The sequence below is a fragment of the Chryseobacterium arthrosphaerae genome (genome assembly GCF_001684965.1).
Classification (GTDB): Bacteria; Bacteroidota; Bacteroidia; order Flavobacteriales; family Weeksellaceae; genus Chryseobacterium; species Chryseobacterium arthrosphaerae.
On sequence record NZ_MAYG01000012.1, the window covers coordinates 356786 to 381429 of the forward strand.

Below are 24644 nucleotides of genomic sequence, written 5' to 3' on the forward strand. Positions count from 1 at the left end.
TTTACCTATTTATTATTTAAACTTTATTTTTCTACTCTGTTTCTTACTTTAGTGTGATAGAACACGTTTGGTTTTGTTCCGATCTCCTCTAGTAAATAATATCTTCTGTTAGAGGCATATACCTTTCTAATTGAAGAATCTTTATCATTCATGTCTCCAAATGTCATTGCACCAGTAGAACAAGCTTTAGAACAAGCAGTCTGGAATTCTCCATCCTTCACTCTTCTTCCTTCTTTCTTAGCCTCAAGAATTGTATTCTGAGTCATTTGGATACACATTGAACATTTCTCCATTACCCCTCTAGTTCTTACAACTACATCCGGGTTAAGTACCATTCTTCCTAAATCATTGTTCATGTTGAAGTCGAACTTGTCGTTTAGGTTATAAGTAAACCAGTTGAAACGTCTTACTTTGTACGGACAGTTGTTTGCACAATATCTGGTACCGATACATCTGTTGTAAGCCATATGGTTTTGACCCTGCTTACCGTGTGAAGTAGCCGCTACCGGACATACCGTTTCACATGGAGCGTGGTTACAGTGCTGACACATTACTGGCTGGAAGATTACATCCGGATTATCAGCAGGGTGGTTCAGTGCACCTCCTTCTTTGTTGAAAGCAGTACCGTATAATTCTGGTACAGCCAATCCGTCTTTTAATCCTTCATATACTTCTACAGTTTGTCTTGAAGAATAGTAACGGTCAATTCTTAACCAGTACATATCTCTAGACATTCTTACCTCTTCTTTACCTACTACAGGAACGTTGTTTTCAGCCTGACAAGCAATGATACATGCTCCACAACCTGTACAAGAGTTCAGGTCAATAGATAAGTTGAAGTGAGGACCGTCAGTATCATCAAATGCATCCCAAAGGTCAATTTTTCTTGCTGGAAGAGCTCCACTGATGGTGTGGTATTCCAAAGGTTTGTTCCATCCTTTGTGCTCATCATCGAATGGTACGTTGATGAATTCAGCTAAAGGAACTTCCTTCGCGATTTCATAACGACCCATTAATGTATTTTGAAGCTGGATCCCTGCGAATTCGTGATCTTCACCTGTTTTCTCGATTTTAGCACCGGAAAGAACAAGGTTAGAACCATCGAATAAAGGATAAGCATTTACTCCTGTATCAGCAGTTGCTCCTGAGTTTTTCTTACCGTAACCAAGCGCCAGACCTACTGATCCTTCTGCTTGTCCTGGTTGTACGAATACAGGAACGTCTTTTATAGTTACTCCGTTTACAGTAAGGTTTACGATAGAACCATCCAACTGCATTCTTGCGTTAAGATCGTTATCGATTCCAAACTTTTCTGCATCTTTCGGAGAAATCGTCAGGTAATTATCCCAAGACATTCTTGTGATTGGGTCAGGTAACTCTTGTAACCAAGGGTTGTTTGCCTGAGTACCGTCTCCCATAGAAGTCTTAGTGTATAATACTAATTCTAATTCTGAAGCTTTGAAGTTTCCTAATTCAGCAACAGCCTGAGCAGCGTTTCCACCTGCGTAAGATAATGTTGTTGAGTTAGTGGAAGCATTGATACCGTTATATAATGCTTTGTTGAAAGAAGTACCACCTAAAAGAGAAGCAGAGCTTGCCTTTAAATAATCGTAGTAGTTATTGGCAGCATTGTTCTTACCATTCTTCCAAACCAACAGAGATTCTTCAATCTGTCTTGATTTGTAGATCTTTTGGATCGTAGGCTGCATTAATGAATATACTCCGGTCTGTGGTTCGATATCTCCCCAAGACTCTAACCAGTTTGCTACTGGAATAACAGCCTTAGCTGCTTTGTACATTTCATTTTTCTTATCAGCAACAGCAATTACATAAGGAACTTTAGATAAAGACTTTTTGAAGTCTTCTCCTTTCGGGTGAGCATAGATAGGATCTACGTTGTTGGTAACTAATACTCCAACTTGTCCTCCGTTTACCCATCCAAGGAATTCCTGATATCTTGCACCGTCGAATTCTTTCAGGAAGTTCGCTTTACCTGTGAAAGCTACTGATCCTAATTTTTGGTTGATTAAGTGTGCTAAAACCTGTGCTCCTTTAGAACCGTCAGCGAAAACAACAGCTTTGCTTCCTTTTGCTTTCAGTTCGTTTGCAATTTCAGTAGCAGTCTTATCAGAAGTACCACCCCCTACGATTGCGTTGTAAACTTCAACTAAAGTTTTGTTTACAGCACTTGGCTTTAATCTGTATCTTGAGTCAGCATTAGCACCGGTTAAAGACATGTTAGACTCCACCTGGATGTGTCTCAACATGTTTGGACCTGGTTTTCTAGCTGCAGCATAAGAAGTTTCTAAGCTTGAAGCGTTATAATCTCCTAAGAAATCTGCCTGGAAAGAAACTACCAATTCAGAACCGTTAAGGTCATAAACAGGTAATGCTCTTTGTCCGAATACCTCCTGAGCAGCATCTAGTCCTGCAGAATAAGGATAGGCATCGAAAGTTACCAATTCAGCTGTAGGATATTTAGCTTTGAATTCAGCAAATAACTTTTTGAAAGTTGGTGAAGCAAAAGAGTGTGATAAAACCACAATCTTTTTGCCTGATGCTTTAGCTTCTTCCAAACCTTTGATCACGAAACTGTCTACTTTATCGAAAGTTTCATCTTTACCGTCCAGTTTAGGCTGTTTTACTTTATCATTATCATAAAGAGAAAGTACACTTGCCTGAGCTCTTGCGTTAGTTTTACCTAAATCACCACCAGCCGGGTTCGGTTCAATTTTGATCGGTCTACCTTCTCTGGTTTTTACTAAAACACTAGCAAAGTCGAAACCGTCAAAATAAGTTGAAGCGTAATAATTAGGGATTCCCGGAATAATATCATGTGGCTTTACCACATAAGGAATCGTTTTGATTACCGGAGCTTCGCAGGCAGCTAAAGTTACTGCTGCTGTAGAGAATCCTAGTAATTTCAGGAAATCTCTTCTTGAAGTACTTGATCCGTTTTTCTCAGCATCTCCAAGGAAATCTTCTACCGGAATTTCTTCCTGAAACTCTTTCTGAGCCAGCTTATTATTCAAAGCCGGATCTTTAAGTTCATGAATACTTCTGAATTGTATTTTGTTTGAAGCCATTTATACTTCTAATTTTTTAGTTATTAATAATGACATTTACCACACTCAAGACCTCCAATTGCATCTACAGTGATTTTACCTCCATCTTGTGGATATTGTTTTTTCAACTTGTCGTGTAGATTCTTGAAGTACTCTTTATTATAACCGTTGTTCATATCAACCTCAGTAGTTCTGTGGCACTCGATACACCATCCCATAGTAAAGTCGTTAGCCATCTGAACAACATTCATTGTATCAATTTTACCGTGACAAGCTTTACATACAACATCAATTTTGTTGTTAGGGTTTTTCTTGTTGAAAGAATTGATGATCGCCTGTTCACCAGCAATTACGTGCTGAGAGTGGTTGAAGTAAACGAAGTCTGGCATGTTGTGGATTCTTGTCCATTCAACCGGCTGTGTTTTTCCTGTATACTGTTGTTTAGCAGGATCCCAACCTGTTGCCGCGTAGATCTTCTGGATTTCTCCGTCATAGAATGCCTTATCTTTTCCTGGCTCCATGTAGTGATCTGCGTTGTATTCAGAAATTGTTCTGTGACAGTTCATACAAACGTTCATAGAAGGAATCTCAGATACTTTTCCGTATTTAGCACTGGAGTGACATAACTGACAGTCAATTTTCTGTTCTCCGGCGTGGATTTTGTGAGAGAAGTAGATAGGCTGTTCCGGTTTGTAACCTTTGTAAACCCCGATCCACATTAGCCAGTTCCATACTCCGTAAGCCGCTAAAATAGCAAGGATTGCCAATAAAGCTTTACCTACATAGTGGAACTTCTCATACATTTCCTTGAACGAACGAACTCTCGTTTCGTTAAGACCTGCCAGTTCTTCAGATTGACCCAGTGTTACCAATTGTCTTAGTTTCACAAGGATCCAAACCAATAGACCTGCGATCGCTAAAAGGGAAATGATTACAATGTTTGTAGTAGTTTTGTCTGCAGGAGCTGCCGCAGTTGCGTCAGTTGCAGGAGTGGCTTCCGTTTTTTTCTCTTCCGGAGCCGGTGGATTAGTAGTGAAAGCTAAAATGTCGTCTATATCCTTCTCGGTAAGGTTAGGAAAGACCTGCATTTCAGTCTTGTTGTACTTTTCAAAAATCTCATTGGCGTATTTGTCCCCAGAAGCTCTCAGAGCTTTGTTGTCTTTGATCCACTTGTGAAGCCAATCTCTGTCTACACCACCTTCTGTCTTTACTCGTTCTACAACCCCCTTTAATGGTGGCCCAACAACTTGTTTGTCCAGCGCGTGACATGCAGTACAATTCGCTTTGAAAAGTTTCTCTCCGTTTTTAGGATCGCCGTCTTGCCCGTAAAATGAAGCACTGGTTGATAGCAATAAGCCTATTGCGATCAACGTTTTTTTATAATGCTTTCTCCAACTAATCATTTAAATTATCTTATGTTAGTAAATTATTGAACATTCAATCAATTCCGCAAAAATAATATTTTTAACAGGAATTTAACGGTATATCGAAAAGGGAAAATATCATTTACGTTTAATTTGTATTGATTCTAAATAACTGGTTTGGTATAGTTTTTTAATTTGTATAAATTTGCGGAAACAAGTTTAAATGAGAAATTTGATTAAAATATTTTCGATATTATCATTATTTGGTTTTTATAGTATTGAAGCACAGCAGGTTGTTAGAAAAGATACCCTTTCGGGAACGGAGCTTGTCATCACGATGGATTCCAGAATTAATGCTGCTTTGGACGGAATTGAAGGCAAATGTTCTAAGGTTGCCACGAATAATCCTGCCAGAGATTCCGGTATTAGCGATGGGGGTATTTCTACAGGAATATCTGCAAAACCACCTAAAATCTATGTTCCGAGCAGAGAGCTTACCAATGCTGAAATTTGTAAGAAAAATCCAAGGATTTTAGGATACAAAATCCAGATCACAACAGTGAAAAGCAACGAAGAAGCCAATGAAGTAAAGTCTTATTTCAGAAAAAGATTTCCTAACCTGAAAGTTGAGACAGACGCTTCTCTAAGACCGAATTATAAAATTCTGGCAGGAAGTTATTTCACAAAACAGAGTGCAGCGGCAGACCTTTCAAGGATCAGAGAATACTTTAAGTCTGCAGTGGCCGTGCAGTACAGAATTTTCTGTGCAGAAGCCAAATAAGACTTATTTTCTTAAAAATAAAAACAAAAAAGCTGAGCAACTGCTCAGCTTTTTTTATTGATAATACCTTTCCGTAAACCAGAGGAATTCTGACATCCTGAGTAAATTATTACACAAAAGATAGAAGAATAATACCCCCACGGTAAACATTAAGAAAAATAATATTTTAGGGGATGATCTGTAAGCGTACAGCAGCCATCCGATCAACAGCGGATAAACAAAAACAAAATGCCCGCCATAGATATAGGAAGTATGGAGCCCGAACTTCATGATGCAATGAATAATGATATCGACGAAAAATGAAATCATGATAACCTGCACCCATTTGTTCCTGAAATTTTTACAATAACTCCAACCTGTCAGAAGTAATAATACTGCTACAAAAATATAGGAAAATGCAGACGAATACAGTTCCATATAAATGGCTTTAAAGTGAAAACCTTTCATATTATGCTTATCCGAAATGGTAAAGCTTGGAAAAAGAATGTTCCCTCCGAAAAAGAAGGAGGCGATCATATCCCATGTAGGCATGGTTTCTACATTGGAGAATTTTTCATACTGCTGGTTCGTTTTGGAGAAGATCGTCTGGTATTTGAAATCGATCCTGTTCAGATAAAGGAGTATATAACAAATAACAGCTATTGTAACTCTGAAGGCTGCATTTCCAAATTTTTTCCAGTTTTTAAAAAGGTTTTTTTCAAACAGAATCGGGATGAAAACCTTTACGAAATTGGTTATCGTAAGTCCGCCTATGGTAATGCCTGCCAACGTTAATGCTGATGCCGGAATTTTCTCTTCTTTCCTAAGCTTGATAGCTGCATAATGATTGTACAGGCTGAGAAAAAATAAGGTGTAGGTGAAGTTTTCAGGTGTAAATGACAGAATGATATTGGTGGAAAACAGACCGAAAAACAGCACAATGAAAAAGCTGAATTCAATCGGCAGCCTGATGATATTTTTTAGATATTTGAAAATCTGAAGGATATTCAGGCTGATGACAAGATTGCTCAGCCATGCTAATGTAAGCCTGAATGTCATATCCATTTTTCCTCCGGAAATTAATAAAGCAAATTCCCTGATGCCGTTAAAAAAATAATAGGATAGAGGATGTCTTTCAAAGCTGCCGCCACTCATGATGATAGACTTGTTGTCAAAACTGAAATAAGCATCCCATGGGATTCTGCTGTCGAAGATAATTCTGTAATGACAGGCGATATAAGACCCCAGAATTCCGTAGCCGGTAATGAAAAAAAGAAAAACGGCCAGCTCGGTATAGGATGAAGGAAAAACTAATTTAAAAAAATTAATGAGTTTTGTTTTGATAAGAGACACGGGTCATATTTTTTGCAAAAGTAAAACAAAAAACCACCAAAGCAGGTGGTTTTTGAGAAGATTGTATAAACGGTGTTACTGTTTGATTATTTTTTCGGTCGTAGTAGTTCCGTCGGTAAAGTCTACCTTCATCAGATAAGTTCCTTTCGGAAGAGACGAAACATCTGCCTTTCCGGAATCTGCTCTGTTGAGTGTTTTTCCTGACATATCGACAATAGATGTTGCTTTTATTTTTTTATCTGTTTTAATATTGATTTCTCCTTTGGTAGGATTAGGATAAACAGACATATCGGATTTCGTTTTTGAAACTTCATGAGTTGCCAGGCTTCCTGCCGTAGTTACTTTTACATCATCCAGCATAAACATATATTTATCTGCAGACATATACTGGAATCCTATTTTTACAGTTTGCCCTGCATAGGCATCCAGGTTAATGGTGACCTGCTGCCATGCTGCGAAGGGAGCTGTGGATGTGGCCGGTGAAGAAATAATGGTAAAACTGGCTGCTGTTGTTGGGGTACCGGTTCCTGTATAAATCCCTACTTTGTAACTTTCAACAAAATCAGGAGATAATGCTTTTACCCAAAAAGTTAATGTGTTTGAATTGGCACCTAAAGTTAAGGAAGGGGTTATCAGCCAGTCATTATTGGCGGTCACTCCATTGGCAGGAACTCCGGCCCATGAAACTGCACATTTTTGTCCTCCGTGCGGGCTGAAATTTCTGACTTCCTCATCAGCGGCAGTGGATGTTGCATTGTTGGTTGCATTGCTTGCGGAAAGATTGAAAATCTGAAATGCCATTGGTTGTGCGGCATTTGCCCAGTTTGCTGTCCAGCCTGCAGATGTCGTGCCACCTACTACAGGGCCTCCGCCTGTATATGTTCTCAAGCCGTCCAGGTCTAGTGTAGTCCAGCTGCCAATATTACTGATGGCAAAATTGGTGTATGATTCAAAGCCCTCATCGAGCAAAACTGTTTGAGAATGCACTGCCATTCCCATTAATAAACTTAAGGAAAGTATAATTTTTTTCATATTAAAGATTTTTCTAAATATAGGGATAATTTTTAATATGTTGATAATGAATCAGTAAAATCTCTGAATTTTCCTTTTTTACGAGCTGCAGGATAGGGTGGAACATCCGGCAGTGTCATCATAACCGGCAGGCCTTTTGCCAGAAAATTCCGGAAACATTTCTTCGTAAGGATTTTTCAAAGCAAGGGTTAATTTATCCAGCATTTCTGTTTTTCCATTGCCAATCTCTTCAATGCATTCATAAAGTAAATAATTTCTGAGAATGAATTTCGGATTGGCTGTTTTCATCATCGCTAAAGACTCTTCCTTTGAAATCGTATTTGAATTGATCCGGGATTCATAAGTTCTGATGAAGTTTTGCAGTTTATTCAGTTTTTCTTCATTTAATAAAGTATAGGAAGTGGCACCGAATAATGCTTTCAGATCTGCACCGGAACTTAGTTTTTCCAACTGATTGAAAAACAGGGTGTGGTCAAGCTGTAGTTCCTGCATCAGTCCCTGCCAGTTGGTGAAAAATTCCTCATCATCTTTTCTCAGCCCGTCAAATCCAAACTTCCTGCACAGCATGGCATCATGGGCCTCCCAGAAATAAGTGCCATAACGGTTCAATGTGTCTTCCAGAAATTTTTCATCTTTAATGATAGGGTGGAGTGCATTGGCAAGCTGCCAAAGATTCCATTGGGAGATCTGGCCCTGTTTCCCAAAAGCGTATCTTCTTCCGGGAAGGTCTGTTGTATTCGGGGTGAAATTCAAATCGTATTCATCCATCATAGAATAGGGGCCGTAATCGATGGTAAGTCCCAGGATAGACATGTTATCCGTATTCATCACCCCATGTACAAATCCGACCCTGAACCATTCTACCATAAGGTCTGCAGTCCGGGTGCATATGTTTTCAAAAAAATCTTTGTATTTCTGTTGTCCTGAAGAGGTGATTTCCGGGAAATAACGGGCTATGGTAAAATCGGTAAGGTCCTGCAGGGTTTTATATTCCTGTTGCGCAGACATCAGTTCAAAATGTCCGAACCGGATAAAGCTGGCAGCTGTTCTTATGATCACTGCGCCTTTCTCAAGCTCAGGATTTCCGTTGTACATGATATCACGCACCACATCTTCCCCGGTAAATGCTAAACTGAGAGCCCTTGTTGTAGGAACGCCCAAATGAAACATTGCCTCACTCATCATATATTCCCGTACTGAAGATCTTAATACAGCTCTTCCATCTGCATGCCTTGAATACGGAGTAGCGCCGGCTCCTTTCCACTGAATTTCGGTTGTTTTTCCATTGTCATTGACAATCTCTCCTGCCAGGATCGCTCTTCCATCTCCCAGTTGCCCTGCCCAATTCCCAAACTGATGCCCTGCATAAGCTGTAGCATAGGTCTGAACATTTTCGGGAAGATGGTTTCCCACCAGAAAATCCAGGTCTTTATCTTCAAATGTTCCAAGGCCTATTTCTTCAGAAAGTTCTGCATTGAAGGCAATGAGCTCAGGTTTGTCAAAGCCTGCAGGCTTAATGGTGGCAAATAAAACTTTAGGTGTGTTTCTCTGCATGGGATTATTAGAAAAATCACCTGGAAATTTCTTGAGAAAAGGCTGTCTGATGCGTTCGATATTCATACCTCAAAGGTATTAATTAAAAAAGAAAAGACCTTCCATATTATTGAAAGGTCTTGTGTATTTCTAAAAGAGAATTTATTTATTAAAATCTACCTCATCGTTAGAATGAAGGTTTTCATTGATATTGTCCTCTTTCTTTTCTGTAGGTTTTTTAGGTGTTGGGTCTACAGGTCTCGGATTTTTGATCTCGTCAATGGTCTGAAGGCTTCCGTCATCTCCGTATCCTCCGCCAAGGCCTTTAAGGTTTGAACATCCGTCTTTCCAGTCTGAAGGCTTGACAAACTTGTCATCAGGTGTAATGCCTAGAGTTTTGTCTGCCCAGACTTTCTTCATGAAGATGGCCCAGATTGGCAGCGCCATTTTAGCTCCCTGACCTTCCCCGGTTCCGAAGAAGTGGGTTGCTCTGTCTTCCCATCCAACCCATGCTCCGGTAGCCAGTTTTGGAGTAATTCCCATAAACCAACCGTCTGAGTTATTCTGGGTAGTACCTGTTTTGGCTGCAATTTCTACAGCTTTTGAGATACCTCTTCTTCCTAATTCTCCCGAAGCTGTACCATATTGTGCAACACCTTTCATCAGTTCGATCATGGTGTAGGCATACATAGGATTCATTACTTCTTTAGGTTCTACGTTGATTTCCTTGATTACTCTACCATTGGCATCTTCAATTCTCCAGATCATTTCCGGTTTGTTGTGATTTCCGTAGTTGGCAAAAGTACTGTAAGCACCGAGCATTTCATAAATGGTAATATCTGATGAACCCAGGGCTATGGTATTGTTTCTTGGGATATCTTCCGTTACCCCCAGGTCTCTTGCTGTCTGAATTACCGCATCTACTCCGGTCATTTCAATAAGTCTTGCGGCAACCGGGTTTTGAGAGTGTGCCAGTGCATCTTTCAATGTAAGCATTCCGCCTCTACCCGGAACATGCCACCCTTTGTGATCGTAAGTTCCGTTGGAAACTGTTGAACAAGGCGTCATTCCCAGCTTCATAATGGCTGTTGCATATACGAACGGCTTGAAGGTAGATCCTACCTGTCTCTTACCCTGTTTGATGTGGTCATACTGGAAGTGCTGCCAGTCGATACCTCCTACCCAGGCTTTAATTTCACCGGTTCCCGGAACCATAGACATCAAGCCTGCCTGTGCAATTTGCTTGTGGTATCTGATAGAATCCCACGGAGACATTTCAACCTCTTCTTCTCCAGCCCAAGTAAACCTTGAGGTCTTGATCGGTTTTTTGAATTCCATCATGATGGAGTCTTCAGGCATTCCATCTGCTTTCAACAGCTTATAACGACCGGTTCTTTTCATAGCCTGAACCATAACGTCCTTGATCTGCTTGTCATTCAAATAGTAGAAAGGTCTGTTTTTTCTTCCTCTCTGTTCTGCATCAAACCTTTTCTGAAGATCTGTTAAATGTTCCTTGATCGATTCTTCAGCATACTTCTGCATTTTAGAATCAAGGGTCACATATATTTTTAAACCGTCCTTGTAAAGGTTAAGTTTTTTGCCGGTTTCTTTTTCGTTGGCTTCAAGATACTTATCAATTTCTTTTCTAAGATAGAATTTATAATAAGCCGAATATCCGTCAGTAATGCTTTTGATAGGGTGGAAATCTACTTCAATAGGAGTGTTGATCGCCTTTTGATAGGTTTCCTCATTGATGTATCCTGTTTTCTGCATCTGATCCAGTACCACATTTCTTCTCTCCTTGGCTTTTTCAGGATATCTGTATGGGTTGTTTTTTCTCGGATTCTCAAGCATGGCTACAAATGTAGCTGCTTCAGGAAGTGTCAATTCTGAAGTTTTTTTGTTAAAATAAACCCTGGAAGCCATTTCAATACCATTGGCATTGAAAAGGAAGTCGAATTTATTGAAATAAAGAGTGATGATCTCTTCTTTGGTGTATCTTTTTTCGAGACTTACCGCTACTACCCATTCTTTCAGTTTCTGGAAGGCTCTCTCAATTTTATTCTGAGAAGCTGTTCCTGTAAAAAGAAGTTTTGCCAGCTGCTGGGTAATGGTAGAACCCCCACCACGGCCACCACCATAAGCTACAGCTCTGGCGATAGAGTACAGGTCTATTCCTGAATGTTCCTTAAAACGTTCATCTTCTTTAGCCTGAAGGGCATAGATAAGATAAGGAGGAAGGTCCTTATAAACAATAGGCTGTGTTTTTTCTTTCTCAAACTTACCTAAAACAACCCCATCTGATGAAATGATCTCAGAAGCGACGAAGATATTCGGGTTTTCAAGTTCTTTTACATCCGGCATTTCCCCAAGGAACCCTTGAGAAACCGAAAAGAAAAGTCCTGAAATTCCCAGAACTACCGCAATGAGCCCGATCCAAATAAATGAAACCCATTTTTTCCAGGAGGTGTTTTTCTTTTTGGGAGGCAGTGGAAATGTTTTCCCCTTATTTCCCGTGTTTTTCTTGTTCTCTTCCATTATTTATGGTTACGCTTTCTATTTTTACTCCAACATCCTCAATTCCCGGAAGATCATCATTTCTCATGGCCTGTATCAGCCCGATTTCGTATTTTCCTTTTACCGGGAATGTGTAATTTACTTTATACTGAAACAATGTTTCCTTCGTGTCACCAAAACCTGTACCAAGCCATTCTCCGTTCGGTTTTGCCAATATATAATTCAGCGTATCGGTCTCTTTTTTCTTATTCTGGAGATTGGTGAAGTTGACAATAAACCTTATATTACTGTAAGGATAATTGTTGTTGTTTCTTACGACAAATATAATATTTTTAGGATTCTGCGGATCTGAAATCTCAAGATTAAATTTTTGTTCACTTTTCTTATTCCATTTGTTATCAACGGAATTCATAATGATCTCTTCGTTTGAGGAAGAGTTACAGCTAAAGAAAAGGATAAGGGAAAATAATCCTAAAATTTTACGCATTTTTATCTTTTTTGGGAGGAAATTTCTTTTTAAACTTCTTCTTGTTCGGGTTGTTTTGTGGCTTCTGTTCCGGATCAGAATGGGTTTCAGCTTTTACTTTTTCCACCGGAGCTTTTTGCTGCTGTGGTTTCTGCTGTCTTGGCTGATTTCCGGAATGGGAACTGGTATTCTGATTTTCTGTTTTTTCAGAACGCTCATTCCTTTCCTGTTTTTCAGGTCTGTTCCTTTTCTGCCCTTGTCCCTGCTGGTTATTGTTGCCTTTATTCTGGTTGTTGTTCCTGTTTCTGTTGTTTCTGTTTTTCTTTTCGAAACGGTCTACATTATTTTCCTGAATCAGGTCAATGCTCTGAAGAGGAGCGTCCGGCTGTTTCAGGTCTTCCAAAGGAAGTGTTTTTTCACCTCTTTTGTTTTTTGAAATCAGTTTTTTAACAAGGTCAATATCAAAGTCATACCATGCAATGGAGTTTTCCACATAGGCAAACCACATTTTCTTTTTGAAAACATCAATTTTGATACAGAATGCTTTTCCTTTTTCTGTTTCCAGAGTGGTTGAAGAAGAAGGGAAGTTGCTTAATGCATCTAAATAGCTGTCAAGCTCATAGTTCAGACAGCATTTAAGCTTACCACACTGCCCTGCCAGCTTTTGAGGGTTGATACTCAGTTGCTGGTATCTTGCTACATTGGTATTGACAGATCTGAAGTCTGTAAGCCATGTGGAACAGCAAAGTTCACGCCCGCAAGACCCGATTCCGCCTACTTTGGCAGCCTCCTGTCTGAAACCGATCTGTTTCATATCGATTTTGGTACGGAAAGCTCCTGCGTAATCTTTGATCAACTGTCTGAAATCCACCCGGGTATCAGCGGTATAATAAAATGTGATCTTCGAAGAATCACCCTGATATTCTACATCAGTGACTTTCATTTCAAGGCCCAGTCTTCCGGCGATTTTTCTCGCTTCAAGCTTTACACTGTCCTCTTTTTTTCTTACTTCCTGCCATACCTCTAGATCTTTTTGGTTGGCCTGTCTGTATATTTTGAGTGCCAATTCTTCAGAAAACTTTTTCTTTTTCATCTGAATCTTTACTAATTCTCCCGTAAGGCTTACGACGCCTACATCGTGTCCCGGACTAGATTCTACTGTAACTACACTGCCTATATGTAAAGGAATATTATTTACATTCTTATAAAACGATTTTCTGTCATTTTTAAATCTAACTTCTACAAAATCGCACCTGTTAGGCGCTGGATTGTTGATGTTAGAAAGCCAGTCAAAAACACTTAATTTATAACTATTCCCGCAGGTATTTACATTTTCACAGCCATTTGCGGTTTTTTTAGGACCACAAGAATGTGCAGAATCGCCGGATGTTTTACATCCACAACTCATATTTTCTATTATTTATAATCTTGCAAATTTATGTATTTTTATCTTTATGCAATTCTAAAATACTTAAATAACCTGAATTCGGAGTAAAACATTTCAATATTTTAATACAGAAGGGTGGTTGGCAGCTTAAAGAATGATGTGTAATGCTGTTTTCAAGACCGGTTCTTCTGGAGGTACTGCTGATTTTAATTGTTTTTTATGAAATCATTTGCTGTATTTTAACACTTTGACGGATTTTTCCAGTTTTCCTGTTGCCCTGTTCTTTTTTCAGATCTTATCGGATAAACGTTAAACGTTTGTTTAAAATTAAACACTTTAAATCGCACTGTTTTCAATATTGTTTAATGCTTTATAAATGATGGCTTTACCCTTTGTTATGTTGAGAATGTTATTTTAAACATAGTTTTCTTTTAGCATATTGTTTAAAATATTGGGAAATATTAACAGACGTATTCAAAATAATTTTATATTTGGATTATATAATAATAGTCTATGAAAAAAATATTAGTATCAACTGCTTTATTGGCGGGCGTTTTATCTTACGCAGGAGGCTTCAGAGTTTCTCTGCAGGGGGTAAAACAGTTGGCGATGGCACATACTAGTGCTCATGCCGAAGATGCGAGTGTGACATTCTTCAACCCGGCAGGTATGTCATTTATCCCTTCTAAACTGAGTGTAGTGGCAGGAGGATTTGGTGCAAGTAATAAAGTTACTTTTCAAAATTTGAATACTTTACAAAGTACAGAAACAGATAATCCTATAGGGACACCGATCTATGCAGCGATTACTTATAAACCAATAGAAAAACTTTCGGTAGGTTTCAGTTTCTCTACACCATTCGGAAGTACAATCAAATGGCCTGAAAACTGGGAAGGAAAAGAGCTGGTACAGAAAATGGAACTGAAAAGTTTCTACTTCCAGCCGATGGTCTCTGTGAAACTGGCGGATTGGGTGTCTTTCGGTGCAAGCTATATCTACGCAAGAGGAAAAGTAGACTGGGATAAAGCTGTAACGCAGTTCAACGGACAAGTAAATATCAATGATGAGAAAGCAACCGGACACGGATACGGATTTGGTTTCTATTTCAGACCTGATCCTAAATTGGATGTAAGTATTGCTTACCGTTCAGCGATTGATATGAAAGCTAAGAACGGAACAGCTACATTCAAATTTCCTACACAGACTCCTTATTCCCTGCTGAAACTGAATGCTGCAGGACAGGACGGCTTCTCTGCAACCCTGCCATTGGTAGAAGAATATACAATAGGTTTAACGTATAAAATAACTCCGAAATGGTTGGTTTCTGCAGACTTTAATTACCACGGATGGGAGCGATACAGCAAACTTACATTAGACTTTGATAATGCTCCTATCGGGAACCAGGCTGATCCGACAGTACTTGTGAATCCTAAAAACTTCAGAAACTCCAAAACATTCAGATTGGGAACCCAATATGCATTCTCTAATATCATCTATGGACGTTTAGGAGGTTATTATGACGAGTCTCCTTATTCTGATGACCACTTTATTCCGGAAACACCATCCTATGACACATTTGTAGTTACCGGCGGGCTTGGGTTTAAGCTGAAGCAGTTCGGAATTGATGTGGCAGGAGGATATGCAATGCCTAAAGCAAGAGACGTAAATAATGCTAATATCGGACTTTACGGACAGTCGAAGGCAACTGCATTCTACTTTGGTCTAGGTTTATCTTATAACCCTTTTTAATTGAAAGACTATGAAAAAAATTATAATATCGACTATTGCTGTTTCTGCACTTCTTTTTACAGTAACCAGCTGTAAAACCGATTTTGATACTGATGTGAAAGACATTCAGGTGTCAAAAGGAAGCGCCGATTTTACAAGATATGTTGCCCTGGGAAATTCCCTTACTTCCGGATATAGAGACGGAGCTCTTTATATTGACGGACAGAATGAATCTTATCCGTCAATGATCGCTCAGCAGATGAAATTAGTGGGTGGAGGAGAATTCAAACAGCCTTTAATGGCAGATAATAACGGAGGACTTATTCTGGCTACTTCGCCAACATCTACTTTGCAGATTGCCAATACAAAACTTTATATTAAAGGCTTTGTTGATGGAAGTCCTGAACTGGATAATGCCAATGGTAACGTAGCAACAACAGTTGTAAACACTGTACTTTCCGGTCCTTTTAATAATCTGGGTGTTCCGGGAGCTAAAGTAGCTCATTTATTGGCTCCGGGTTACGGAAATGTTCAGGGAGTAGCTCCGAAAACAGCGAATCCTTATTTCGTAAGATTTGCATCTGAACCCAATACTTCTGTGATTGCAGATTTTAAAAAACAGAATCCTACATTCTTCTCTTTATGGATCGGGAATAATGACGCTTTATTATATGCTTTAGCCGGTGCGGACAGTTCAGTGGAAACATTGACGCCTCCGGCACAGTTTGCACAGTATTATAATATGCTGATTGATCAGATTGCAAGTACTAATGCTAAAGGAGTAATCGCCAATATTCCAAGTGTAACTTCTGTTCCTGCTTTGACTACAATTCCTACAAATCCTCTGACAGCAGCTGTTTTAGGAAAAGGAAATGTTGCTGCTGGTGAAGCTGCAATTGATGATCTGAATAAGAACGTATATGGGCCTTTGAGCCAGATTTTAACAGCACTGGGAGCTGGTGACAGAATCAAACCGCTTTCTAAAACTGCAGCCAACCCATTGTTGATTAAAGATGAAAGCATTACCAATTTAGGGGCACAAATCACGGCGGCAGCGGCAGGTTCCGGAAATCCGACTTTAGTGGCTCTTTCTGTTTACCTTGGTGCTACTTACGGACAGGCAAGACAGGCCAAAGCAGGAGATCTTATTCCTTTGACAACAAAAGCTGCTATCGGTACCCTTGAAACACTTCCTCCAGGTATCCCGGCATCTCTTGGAGCCAGAGGAGTGGCTTACCCGTTTGCAGATAAATATGTTTTGGTTCCGTCTGAGATTACAGAAATCAATACCGCAATTGATGCTTATAACGTGACAATTAAAGCCGCAGCTACTGCAAAAGGCTATGCTTTTGTAGATGCTAATGCTAAATTAAAAGAACTTTCCAACACTTCAGGAATTGTTTGGGATGGAGTAAAATATACGGCTAAATTTGTATCAGGAGGAGCATTCTCTTTAGATGGTGTTCACTTAACAGGTAGAGGATACGGTGTTATTGCCAATGAATTTATCAAGGCGATCAATGCCGGGTATAACTCGTCTCTGCCGCAGGTAGATCCGAACAAATATTCAGGAGTTAAATTCCCGTAATAATTGATAAAATAAAAACTTAGAAACCACAGGAGTAAATCTTGTGGTTTTTTTTTAAATTTGCAAAATCTTTTAAAAAGTAAAAATGGCCGATCAGTTAAGTTATCTATTTTGTACAAGAACCAGCAGGGACTTGGCAGAGAAAATTGCCCAGAGTTATGGGAAAGAATTAGGAAAAATCAACTTTCAGGAGTTCAGCGACGGGGAATTTGAGCCTGTTTTGGACGAATCCGTAAGAGGAGGAAGAGTTTTCCTAATCGGATCTACGTTCCCTCCTGCAGACAATCTATTGGAACTTCTTCTAATGATTGATGCAGCGAAAAGAGCTTCTGCAAAGAGCATTACCGTTGTAATCCCTTACTTCGGACTTGCCAGACAGGACAGAAAAGACAAACCAAGAGCGCCGATCGGTGCTAAGTTAGTTGCGAACCTTCTTACAGCAGCAGGAGCAACAAGAGTAATGACGATGGATCTTCACGCAGATCAGATTCAGGGGTTCTTCGAAATTCCGGTAGACCATTTATATGCTTCTACGATCTTCGTTGATTATATCAAATCTTTAAATCTTGACAACCTTACGATTGCTTCTCCGGATATGGGAGGTGCAAAAAGAGCAAAAAACTATGCAGGTCACCTTGGTGCAGAAGTAGTAATTGCTTATAAGGAAAGAAAAAAGGCAAATGTTGTAGAAGAAATGTTCCTTATCGGAGATGTAACCGGTAAAAACGTAATCCTTATTGATGATATGATCGATACTGCGGGAACTCTTTGTAAAGCGGCAGATATCCTTATCGAAAAAGGAGCAAAAACAGTAAGAGCAATGGCAACTCACGGAGTGCTTTCAGGAAAGGCTTACGAGAATATTGAGAATTCAAAAATTCTGGAAGTTATTGTAACTGACTCAATTCCTGTTAAAAATAATTTGTCATCTAAAATAAAAGTGCTATCTTGCGCCCCATTATTTGCGGACGTTATGACGATGGTTCATGAGCACAAATCAATCAGTAGCAAGTTTGTTATTTAATTGATTTTTAATAGTTTGCAAATTAAATTAAGAACAATTTTTTAAATTTTTATAAAATGAAATCTATTACAATTCAAGGTACAAAAAGAGAAAGCGTGGGCAAAAAGTCTACAAAAGCTTTACGTGATGCTGAATTAGTTCCTTGTGTTGTTTATGGAGGTGAAGCACCTTTAAACTTCTCTGCTGAAGAGAGAGCTTTCAAAGGACTAGTTTACACTCCTGAAGCACACACGGTATCTATTGAGGTTGACGGAAAAACAATTCCAGCTGTTCTTCAGGATATTCAGTTCCACCCAATTACAGACAAAATTCTTCACGTTGACTTCTACCAGTTATCTGACGATAAGCCAGTGATCATGGAGGTTCCGGTAAGAATTACAGGACGTTCAAAAGGTGTTGTAGCTGGTGGTGTTTTACGTCAGTCTTTCAGAAAATTGAAAGTAAAAGCTATTCCTGCTAACTTACCGGATGAGATCGTTGTTGATGTTACTCCATTAAGAATCGGTAACAAACTTTATGTAGGAGGAATCAAAACAGAAGGATATTCTTTCATGCACCCTGACAATGCAGTAGTAGTTGCTGTTAAGATGTCTAGAAATGCAATGAAAGGTGGTGCTGCAGCAATGGATGATGAGGATGAAGAAGAAGCAGAAGAAGTTGCAACTCAATCTCCTGATGTTCCAACAACAGAAGAAAAATCTGCAGAATAAGAATTGCTTATTGCAACAATACAAGACCTGTCAAGTAATTGGCGGGTCTTTTTTATTGCATTTTATTCAGTCTCTCATCAGCTTTTTCATCATCCGTCATTGAATATTTCTATCGTCTGGCATAGATCCGTACTTCCTGCGGTGCTTCCTTTCGAAAAAAAAGCCGTAAATTTGAAGAGTTCTAAATAAGGACATCTAAATTTAAAAAATAAATAAATGTTTGACATTCAGGAAATAAGAAGCCAGTTTTCTATATTGGACAGAGAAGTGAATGGTAAACCCTTGGTTTATCTGGACAATGCCGCCACATCGCAAAAGCCAAATTCGGTTTTGGAAGTCTGTCACGCATATTATACAGAGCTTAACGCCAATGTTCACAGAGGAATTCATACCTTAAGCCAGTTGGCCACTGAAGAGATGGAACTTTCGAGAAGAAAGATTCAGAAATTCATCAATGCAGAACACGATTTTGAAGTTATTTTTACCAAAGGAACCACAGAAGGGATAAACCTTATTGCTTATATTTTAACACAAAAGCTGCAGAAAGATGATGAGATTATTATTTCATATCTTGAGCACCATTCCAATATCGTTCCATGGCAGATGCTGTGTGAAAGAACCGGAGCCAGGCTCCGTGTGATCCCTATTGATGAAAACGGGGTGCTTCAGCTGGATTATCTTGATCAGTATTTAAGTGAAAAAACAAAAGTGGTTTCTGTGAACCAGGTTTCCAATGCATTGGGAATTGTAAATCCTATTGAGGAAATCATTGCCAAAACCAGAAAGAATTCTGATGCTTATATTGTGATTGACGGGGCGCAGTCTGCTCCTCATTTCGATATTGATGTTCAGAAAATGGACTGCGATTTCTTTGTATTCTCAGGCCATAAAATGTATGCTCCGATGGGAACGGGGATCTTATACGGAAAATGTGAAATACTGGAAGCTTTGCCGCCGTTTCACGGAGGAGGGGAGATGATTGCTACATGTTCTTTTGAAGGGACTACCTATGCAGGCCTTCCGTTTAAATATGAAGCGGGAACGCCTAATGTAGGAGGAAATATCGCCTTAGGTGCTGCTGTTGATTTTATGAACAGGGTAGGGCATGAAAATATTCAGAACCATGAAAATGCTTTATTGGAATACGCTCAAAGACAGCTTTTAGAAATTGAAGGTCTGAAAGTATATGGTGAAAAAGCAAAAAGAACAGGAGTTGTTTCATTTAACCTGGAAGGAGTAGGAATTGCTTCAGACGTTGGAATGATCCTGGATAAAATGGGAATTGCTGTAAGAACAGGACATCACTGTACGCAGCCGATCATGAGTTTCTTTAATATTGCAGGTACAGTAAGGGCAAGCTTTGCTGTTTACAATACTTTTGAAGAAATTGACCGTTTGGTAGAAGGAGTGAAAAAAGCACAGAGAATGCTGGGTTAATCGGGAATGATTTATTTAAATATAAATTAAAAGCAGCTTATCAGGCTGCTTTTTTTATTAATCGGGTTCACAGGTACAGCGTCCGTTCCTGATCACCTGATGATATCCGTCTGCACATGCAAGGCAGATTTCTCCTCCTGCCATAATTTTTTTCATTTTGTCTTTGGTCATCTTTTTCATATTAAAATAGTTTTAAAGTGTTTGTAAATCAAATATACGATAATATTGAAAAAGAATTCATTCTCAGATAGATATAGAAAAAGTCCTGTCAGTCAATGACAGGACTTTGTATGTTGTAAAACCTTAATGGAGTATTAAAGATTCGGCTTCCAGTCAACCACTGCTCTGATGAATGCTTCAGCATTCTCTACAGGAACGTTAGGAAGAATCCCGTGTCCGAGGTTGGCAATATATCTGTCTTTTCCGAAACGGTTGATCATTTCATTCACCATTTTCTTAATCGTCTCCGGTGTGGAGTGAAGCCTTGCGGGATCAAAGTTTCCCTGCAGGGTCATGGTATGGTTCGTCAGCGTTCTTGCGAATTCCGGCTTGATCGTCCAGTCAACACCAAGAGCAGATGCTTTAGACATGGTCATATCTTCCAATGCAAACCAGCATCCTTTTCCGAATACCACTACATGGGTAAGCGGGCTCAATGCTTCAACGATCTGGTTGATATACTGCCATGAGAACTCCTGGTAATCTGTAGGAGAAAGCATTCCTCCCCACGAATCAAAGATCTGTACCGCAGAAACTCCTTTTTCAACCTTTCTCTTTAAATAGGCAATGGTAGTATCTGTAATCTTCTGAAGCAACAGATGAGCGGCCTCAGGCTGCTGGAAACAGAAAGACTTGGCAATATCAAATGCTTTGCTTCCTTTTCCTTCCACACAGTAACAAAGAATAGTCCATGGAGAACCGGCAAAACCGATCAGCGGAATATCATTGTCAAGCTTCTGAAGAGTCAGCTCAATAGCATCAAAAACATAACCTAAAGTATCATTCACATCCGGAGTTTCAATATTCTGAACCTGTTCCATTGTTCTGATCGGGGTATCCAACCACGGGCCAACAGATTCTTTCATTTTGAAATCAATTCCCATAGCCTGCGGAACTACCAGGATATCCGAAAAAAGAATCGCTGCATCCAACGGAAATCTGCGGATAGGCTGCATTGTAATTTCAGCAGCCAGTTCAGGAGTCTGACATCTTGTAAAGAAGTCATATTGGTCTCTCAGGGCAATGAATTCCGGCAGATATCTTCCAGCCTGCCTCATCATCCAGACAGGAGGTCTTTCAACGGTTTCTCCGCGAAGTGCTTTTAAATATAGGTCGTTTTTAATCATAATCTATTTAAACTCATATAATACCGTTCAGGTACGGCAATATTCTAAATTCTATTTCCAAACTCCTTTCTGATCAGCTCAAAGATGGAGGTTAGTGTATTTTCTTCGGAAGTGAAAATTTTTTCCTGAGTATAATTTCTCAGCTCACCTGAAGTCGTTTCCCCGATTGAAAAAAGTTTCATACCATTAAGGGAATTTCGCCTTGCAAAACTACGAACTCCGCTCGGACTAAAAAATACTGCAGCATGATATTTTTCAGGAATTAATGGATTGATTTCCTCCGTATTATATATTGTGATTTTTTTATAGCTGATGTTTTGCAAAGGGAGATCTTTATCCAGAACATTAATTGCAAGATTTCCGCAAAAGTGAAGAAACTGTTCGTGCTGGCAGTTCCCGATAATAAACCTGGAAAGGGTTTCAGCGTTTTTTAAAACCTTAAAAGTTCCGAAACCGTGTTTTCTCAGTGCCCTTTTGGTCTTTTCCCCAACGCAGTAAATTTTATTGTAATTCTTGGCCGTAAAATCTTCATTGGGCTTAAATCTGTTTTTGAAAAATGAAGTCACCCCATTGACGCTGGTAAAAATCAAAGAATAATTTTTCAGTTCAAACGGACTGATCATAATCGGTTTCGTCTTGATTACCTCAATACAGTCAACCCCAATATCCTCTCCTAATTCTTTGGATATTATATTGTGGTCTATATTTTTGGTAAATAAGATTTTCATGTCTGTAGATTAGCAAATGAAAAAAGAAGGTTAAAAAGAATTTGATCTGAAATTGATTGGTAATCTCTTAGATCTGGCTTTTGATTTCTGCCATCAATTCTTTTCCACCGTTTTCAAGAACAACTTTAGCAAACTTTTCTCCAAAATTTTCTGTTGAATTATACACGAAGTTTTCATCAACAGCAATACAGTTTTTGCCATCTAAAGAGCAAAGGGCTGCTTTGAAGCGGATCTGATCACCGATGATTTCTGCAAAAGCACCAATTGGCGCAGTACAGCCTCCTTCTAAAGTGCTTAAAAAGTTTCTTTCGATCTCTACGCAGATCTGGGTAGGCTGGTGATTGATCCTGCTTACAATTTCGTTGATCTCAGGCTTGTCAGTATGTCCGGCCACAGAAATAACCCCTTGGGATGGCGCCGAAATCATCAATGGAAGCATCTCGTAATCGATTTCCATTTTCATTCTTTTGATTCCTGCAAGAGACAGGATCGTGGCATCAAAATCTCCGTCTTCCAGCTTCTGAAGCCTGGTTTGTATGTTTCCACGGATGTCTGAAAAATCGGTGGTAGGATAATTTCTCAGCCAGAATGCTCTTCTTCTCAGGCTGCTTGTCGCCAGCTTAAGTTCGTGGAATTCTTTATTTCTTGCAGATTCCTTTCTGATCAGGATGTCCTGTGGATAATCTCTTTCAAGATATGCGATCATCTCAATATTCTGAGGTAATTGAGTAGGCACATCTTTTAAAGAATGTACGGCAATGTCAATCTCATCATTCAGCAGGGCAATATCGAGGTCTCTTGTAAAGACTCCGGTGATTCCCAGGGAATATAAGGGTTGATTAAGGTTCTTATCGCCTGAAGAAACGATAGGAACAATTTCCGTTAAATAATTATTGTTCTGAAGGTGCCTCGCAACCTCTCTAGCCTGCCAAAGAGCAAGTGCGGAATTTCTTGTTCCGATTCTAATGCTTTTCATTGAATTCGTTGTTTGGTTGTTCAACTAATATTTCGTGCATTAATTTACTAATTTCTTCGGCTTTTAAAGGATTATCGATGATATATTTTGCAAAACGGTTGGTGATTTTCTGGATCATTTTATCAGAAAGTTCCATATCCGTGATGTTTATGTATTTATTCTTTTTATAAAAATTGTGCATTTCGTTGCGTTCCATATTCTTTAAAACCGCTTTGAAATGATGGATATTGGGTGCCAGCTTTCTTTTTTTCTCCCACTCAATAAAGTCTTTCATGAGTTCCTTGATGATCTTTTCAGCTTTCGGGATCTCTTTTTCCCTTTGCTGGATGGTTTCCTGGATCTGTTTTGAAAGCTCATCAACGTCAATCAGTGTTACGTTTTCATTTTCGGTAACGTTCTTTTCAACGTTGTGCGGAATAGAAAGATCGATCACCAGTGTTTCTTTTCCGTTCGGGAAATGAGACTGATTGATGATAGGATGTTTGGCTCCCGTTGCTACAATAAGAATATCTGTATTTTTTAATTCCTTGTCAAAATCAGAATAATCAACGTGAGGAATATTATATTTCTGGGAAATTTTTTCAGCTTTCTCCTGGGTTCTGTTGGCAATTTTTATTTTGGGCTGATAAACATGCTTTACAAGATTCTCAACCGTATTCTGCCCGATTTCACCCACCCCTAATAGAAGAATATTCTTTTCGGTAATTTTTTTCTGGCTGTTTAAGATATAATGAACGGCTGCATAAGAAACAGAAGCTGCTCCGTTGGAAATTCCCGTTTCATTTTTTATGCGTTTCGAAATCTGGATGGCTGCATTGATGGCCCTTTCCAGATAAGGATTGGAGTTTTGTCGTTCTTTTTTAAAACGGCTGTATGCTTTTTTGATCTGCCCGATGATTTCAAAATCCCCGATAATCTGACTTTCAAGCCCGGCAGCCACTCTGAAAAGATGGATCAATGCTTCTTCTTTGGTAAGAATATTGGCAAACTGGAGAAAATCTGTAATGTTGACTCCGATGGTTTTGCAGTATTCTTCAGCTACTAATAGATAATTGGGTGAAGTGGTGTAGATCTCGGTCCTGTTACATGTGGAGACCACAAATGCATCCCCAAGATCCTCCTGATGGACCCGGGAAACAAAGTTTTTGATGTTTTCATCAAAGAATGCAAATTTTCCTCTCGTTTCTACATCAGCCTTCTCGTAGCTTATTGAAAGCACGGCAAAATTGGATGTTTGATGGATGTTGGAATACTGTAACATAAGCAGTGGCAAATTTACGTTTTTTTTAATTAATTACCCTCTGATAGTGTATATGATAATTATCGTAAAAAACTATAGCCTGATAGGGGAAGTATAGAGGTGAACTGTCCTGTGGGTAAAGGTTTGCCGCTGTTTTCTTTTTTAAATTTTTTAAAACGGATGTTAAAATGATTCGTGATTTGGGTTGTGACAGTATTTTGTTTTGTCTTTTCGTGCCCTCCCCACAGGTCTTATTCCCTATTTTAACACGCCATGAATTTTAGTTGAAATCAAACTCTGTAAATGTCTAAACAGAAAGTTAATAAAGAATTATAAATTTTAATAAAATTTTAACCAAATAATGTTGGTGGGAAATTTCTTTAGTAGTGT

At 39.1% G+C, this 24644-nt stretch carries 19 protein-coding genes; 6 read left to right on the forward strand and 13 right to left on the reverse strand.

Translation table 11 applies throughout. The features are described 5' to 3' along the window. Positions 1 to 23 precede the first annotated feature (23 nt). Both BBI00_RS17060 and BBI00_RS17065 read right to left on the reverse strand, forming a co-directional pair. Positions 24 to 3086, reverse strand: a complete 3063-nt coding sequence (locus tag BBI00_RS17060; RefSeq protein WP_065400066.1) for a TAT-variant-translocated molybdopterin oxidoreductase — start codon at positions 3084 to 3086, stop codon at positions 24 to 26. A gap of 23 nt (positions 3087 to 3109) precedes the next feature. Next, positions 3110 to 4468 (reverse strand): c-type cytochrome, encoded by a 1359-nt coding sequence (locus BBI00_RS17065; protein ID WP_065400067.1) that lies wholly within the window; start codon positions 4466 to 4468, stop codon positions 3110 to 3112. A 184-nt stretch (positions 4469 to 4652) separates the two neighbouring features. Between BBI00_RS17065 and BBI00_RS17070 the strand changes: the two genes are divergently transcribed. After that, positions 4653 to 5210, forward strand: a complete 558-nt coding sequence (locus BBI00_RS17070; protein WP_065400068.1) for an SPOR domain-containing protein — start codon at positions 4653 to 4655, stop codon at positions 5208 to 5210. Between the two features lie 54 nt (positions 5211 to 5264). On the opposite strand, the gene BBI00_RS17075 is transcribed toward BBI00_RS17070, so the two are convergent. The 6 genes from BBI00_RS17075 to BBI00_RS17100 all read right to left on the reverse strand — a co-directional run bounded on the left by BBI00_RS17075 (position 5265) and on the right by BBI00_RS17100 (position 13498). Further along, positions 5265 to 6542 (reverse strand): DUF6080 domain-containing protein, encoded by a 1278-nt coding sequence (locus tag BBI00_RS17075; RefSeq protein WP_228394788.1) that lies wholly within the window; start codon positions 6540 to 6542, stop codon positions 5265 to 5267. A gap of 75 nt (positions 6543 to 6617) precedes the next feature. Next, positions 6618 to 7574: a T9SS-dependent choice-of-anchor J family protein gene (locus tag BBI00_RS17080; protein ID WP_065400069.1), complete on the reverse strand. Its 957-nt coding sequence runs from the start codon at positions 7572 to 7574 to the stop codon at positions 6618 to 6620. Between the two features lie 78 nt (positions 7575 to 7652). Then, positions 7653 to 9194 carry a protein adenylyltransferase SelO gene (locus BBI00_RS17085; RefSeq protein ID WP_065400070.1) on the reverse strand — a complete coding sequence of 514 codons (1542 nt, stop codon included), beginning with the start codon at positions 9192 to 9194 and terminating at the stop codon, positions 7653 to 7655. Positions 9195 to 9269: 75 nt separating this feature from the next. Further along, on the reverse strand, positions 9270 to 11645 hold the full coding sequence (locus tag BBI00_RS17090) for a transglycosylase domain-containing protein (protein ID WP_065400071.1): 2376 nt from the start codon (positions 11643 to 11645) through the stop codon (positions 9270 to 9272). Then, a complete protein-coding gene (locus BBI00_RS17095) occupies positions 11614 to 12111 on the reverse strand; it encodes a gliding motility lipoprotein GldH (RefSeq protein ID WP_065400072.1) in 498 nt (165 codons plus the stop codon). Before BBI00_RS17095 ends, BBI00_RS17090 begins: the two co-directional genes overlap by 32 nt. Further along, on the reverse strand, positions 12104 to 13498 hold the full coding sequence (locus tag BBI00_RS17100) for a PSP1 domain-containing protein (RefSeq protein WP_065400073.1): 1395 nt from the start codon (positions 13496 to 13498) through the stop codon (positions 12104 to 12106). The genes BBI00_RS17095 and BBI00_RS17100 overlap by 8 nt, the downstream gene beginning before the upstream one ends. Positions 13499 to 13990: 492 nt before the next feature. Here BBI00_RS17100 and BBI00_RS17105 point away from each other — a divergent pair, with 492 nt between their 5' ends. The 5 genes from BBI00_RS17105 to BBI00_RS17125 all read left to right on the forward strand — a co-directional run bounded on the left by BBI00_RS17105 (position 13991) and on the right by BBI00_RS17125 (position 19964). Beyond that, positions 13991 to 15226 (forward strand): OmpP1/FadL family transporter, encoded by a 1236-nt coding sequence (locus tag BBI00_RS17105; protein ID WP_065400074.1) that lies wholly within the window; start codon positions 13991 to 13993, stop codon positions 15224 to 15226. A gap of 10 nt (positions 15227 to 15236) precedes the next feature. Further along, positions 15237 to 16793, forward strand: coding sequence for an SGNH/GDSL hydrolase family protein (locus BBI00_RS17110; protein ID WP_065400075.1), 1557 nt, complete (start codon positions 15237 to 15239; stop codon positions 16791 to 16793). Positions 16794 to 16878: 85 nt separating this feature from the next. After that, positions 16879 to 17817 carry a ribose-phosphate pyrophosphokinase gene (locus BBI00_RS17115; protein WP_047098691.1) on the forward strand — a complete coding sequence of 313 codons (939 nt, stop codon included), beginning with the start codon at positions 16879 to 16881 and terminating at the stop codon, positions 17815 to 17817. Positions 17818 to 17873: 56 nt separating this feature from the next. After that, positions 17874 to 18527: a 50S ribosomal protein L25/general stress protein Ctc gene (locus BBI00_RS17120; RefSeq protein ID WP_062698284.1), complete on the forward strand. Its 654-nt coding sequence runs from the start codon at positions 17874 to 17876 to the stop codon at positions 18525 to 18527. A gap of 216 nt (positions 18528 to 18743) precedes the next feature. After that, on the forward strand, positions 18744 to 19964 hold the full coding sequence (locus tag BBI00_RS17125) for an aminotransferase class V-fold PLP-dependent enzyme (RefSeq protein ID WP_065400076.1): 1221 nt from the start codon (positions 18744 to 18746) through the stop codon (positions 19962 to 19964). Between the two features lie 57 nt (positions 19965 to 20021). Here BBI00_RS17125 and BBI00_RS17130 read toward each other — a convergent pair whose 3' ends face one another. From BBI00_RS17130 to hemA, 5 genes are all read right to left on the reverse strand, one after another. Continuing rightward, entirely contained in the window at positions 20022 to 20144 is a 123-nt protein-coding gene (locus BBI00_RS17130) for a GNAT family acetyltransferase (RefSeq protein ID WP_065400077.1), read from the reverse strand. Between the two features lie 134 nt (positions 20145 to 20278). Continuing rightward, positions 20279 to 21310: a uroporphyrinogen decarboxylase gene (hemE, locus tag BBI00_RS17135; protein ID WP_065400078.1), complete on the reverse strand. Its 1032-nt coding sequence runs from the start codon at positions 21308 to 21310 to the stop codon at positions 20279 to 20281. A 44-nt stretch (positions 21311 to 21354) separates the two neighbouring features. Next, on the reverse strand, positions 21355 to 22038 hold the full coding sequence (locus BBI00_RS17140) for a uroporphyrinogen-III synthase (RefSeq protein WP_065400079.1): 684 nt from the start codon (positions 22036 to 22038) through the stop codon (positions 21355 to 21357). Between the two features lie 67 nt (positions 22039 to 22105). Then, a complete protein-coding gene (gene hemC / locus BBI00_RS17145; RefSeq protein ID WP_065400080.1) occupies positions 22106 to 23014 on the reverse strand; it encodes a hydroxymethylbilane synthase in 909 nt (302 codons plus the stop codon). After that, entirely contained in the window at positions 23001 to 24275 is a 1275-nt protein-coding gene (hemA, locus tag BBI00_RS17150; RefSeq protein ID WP_065400081.1) for a glutamyl-tRNA reductase, read from the reverse strand. Before hemA ends, hemC begins: the two co-directional genes overlap by 14 nt. Positions 24276 to 24644: the final 369 nt, after the last annotated feature.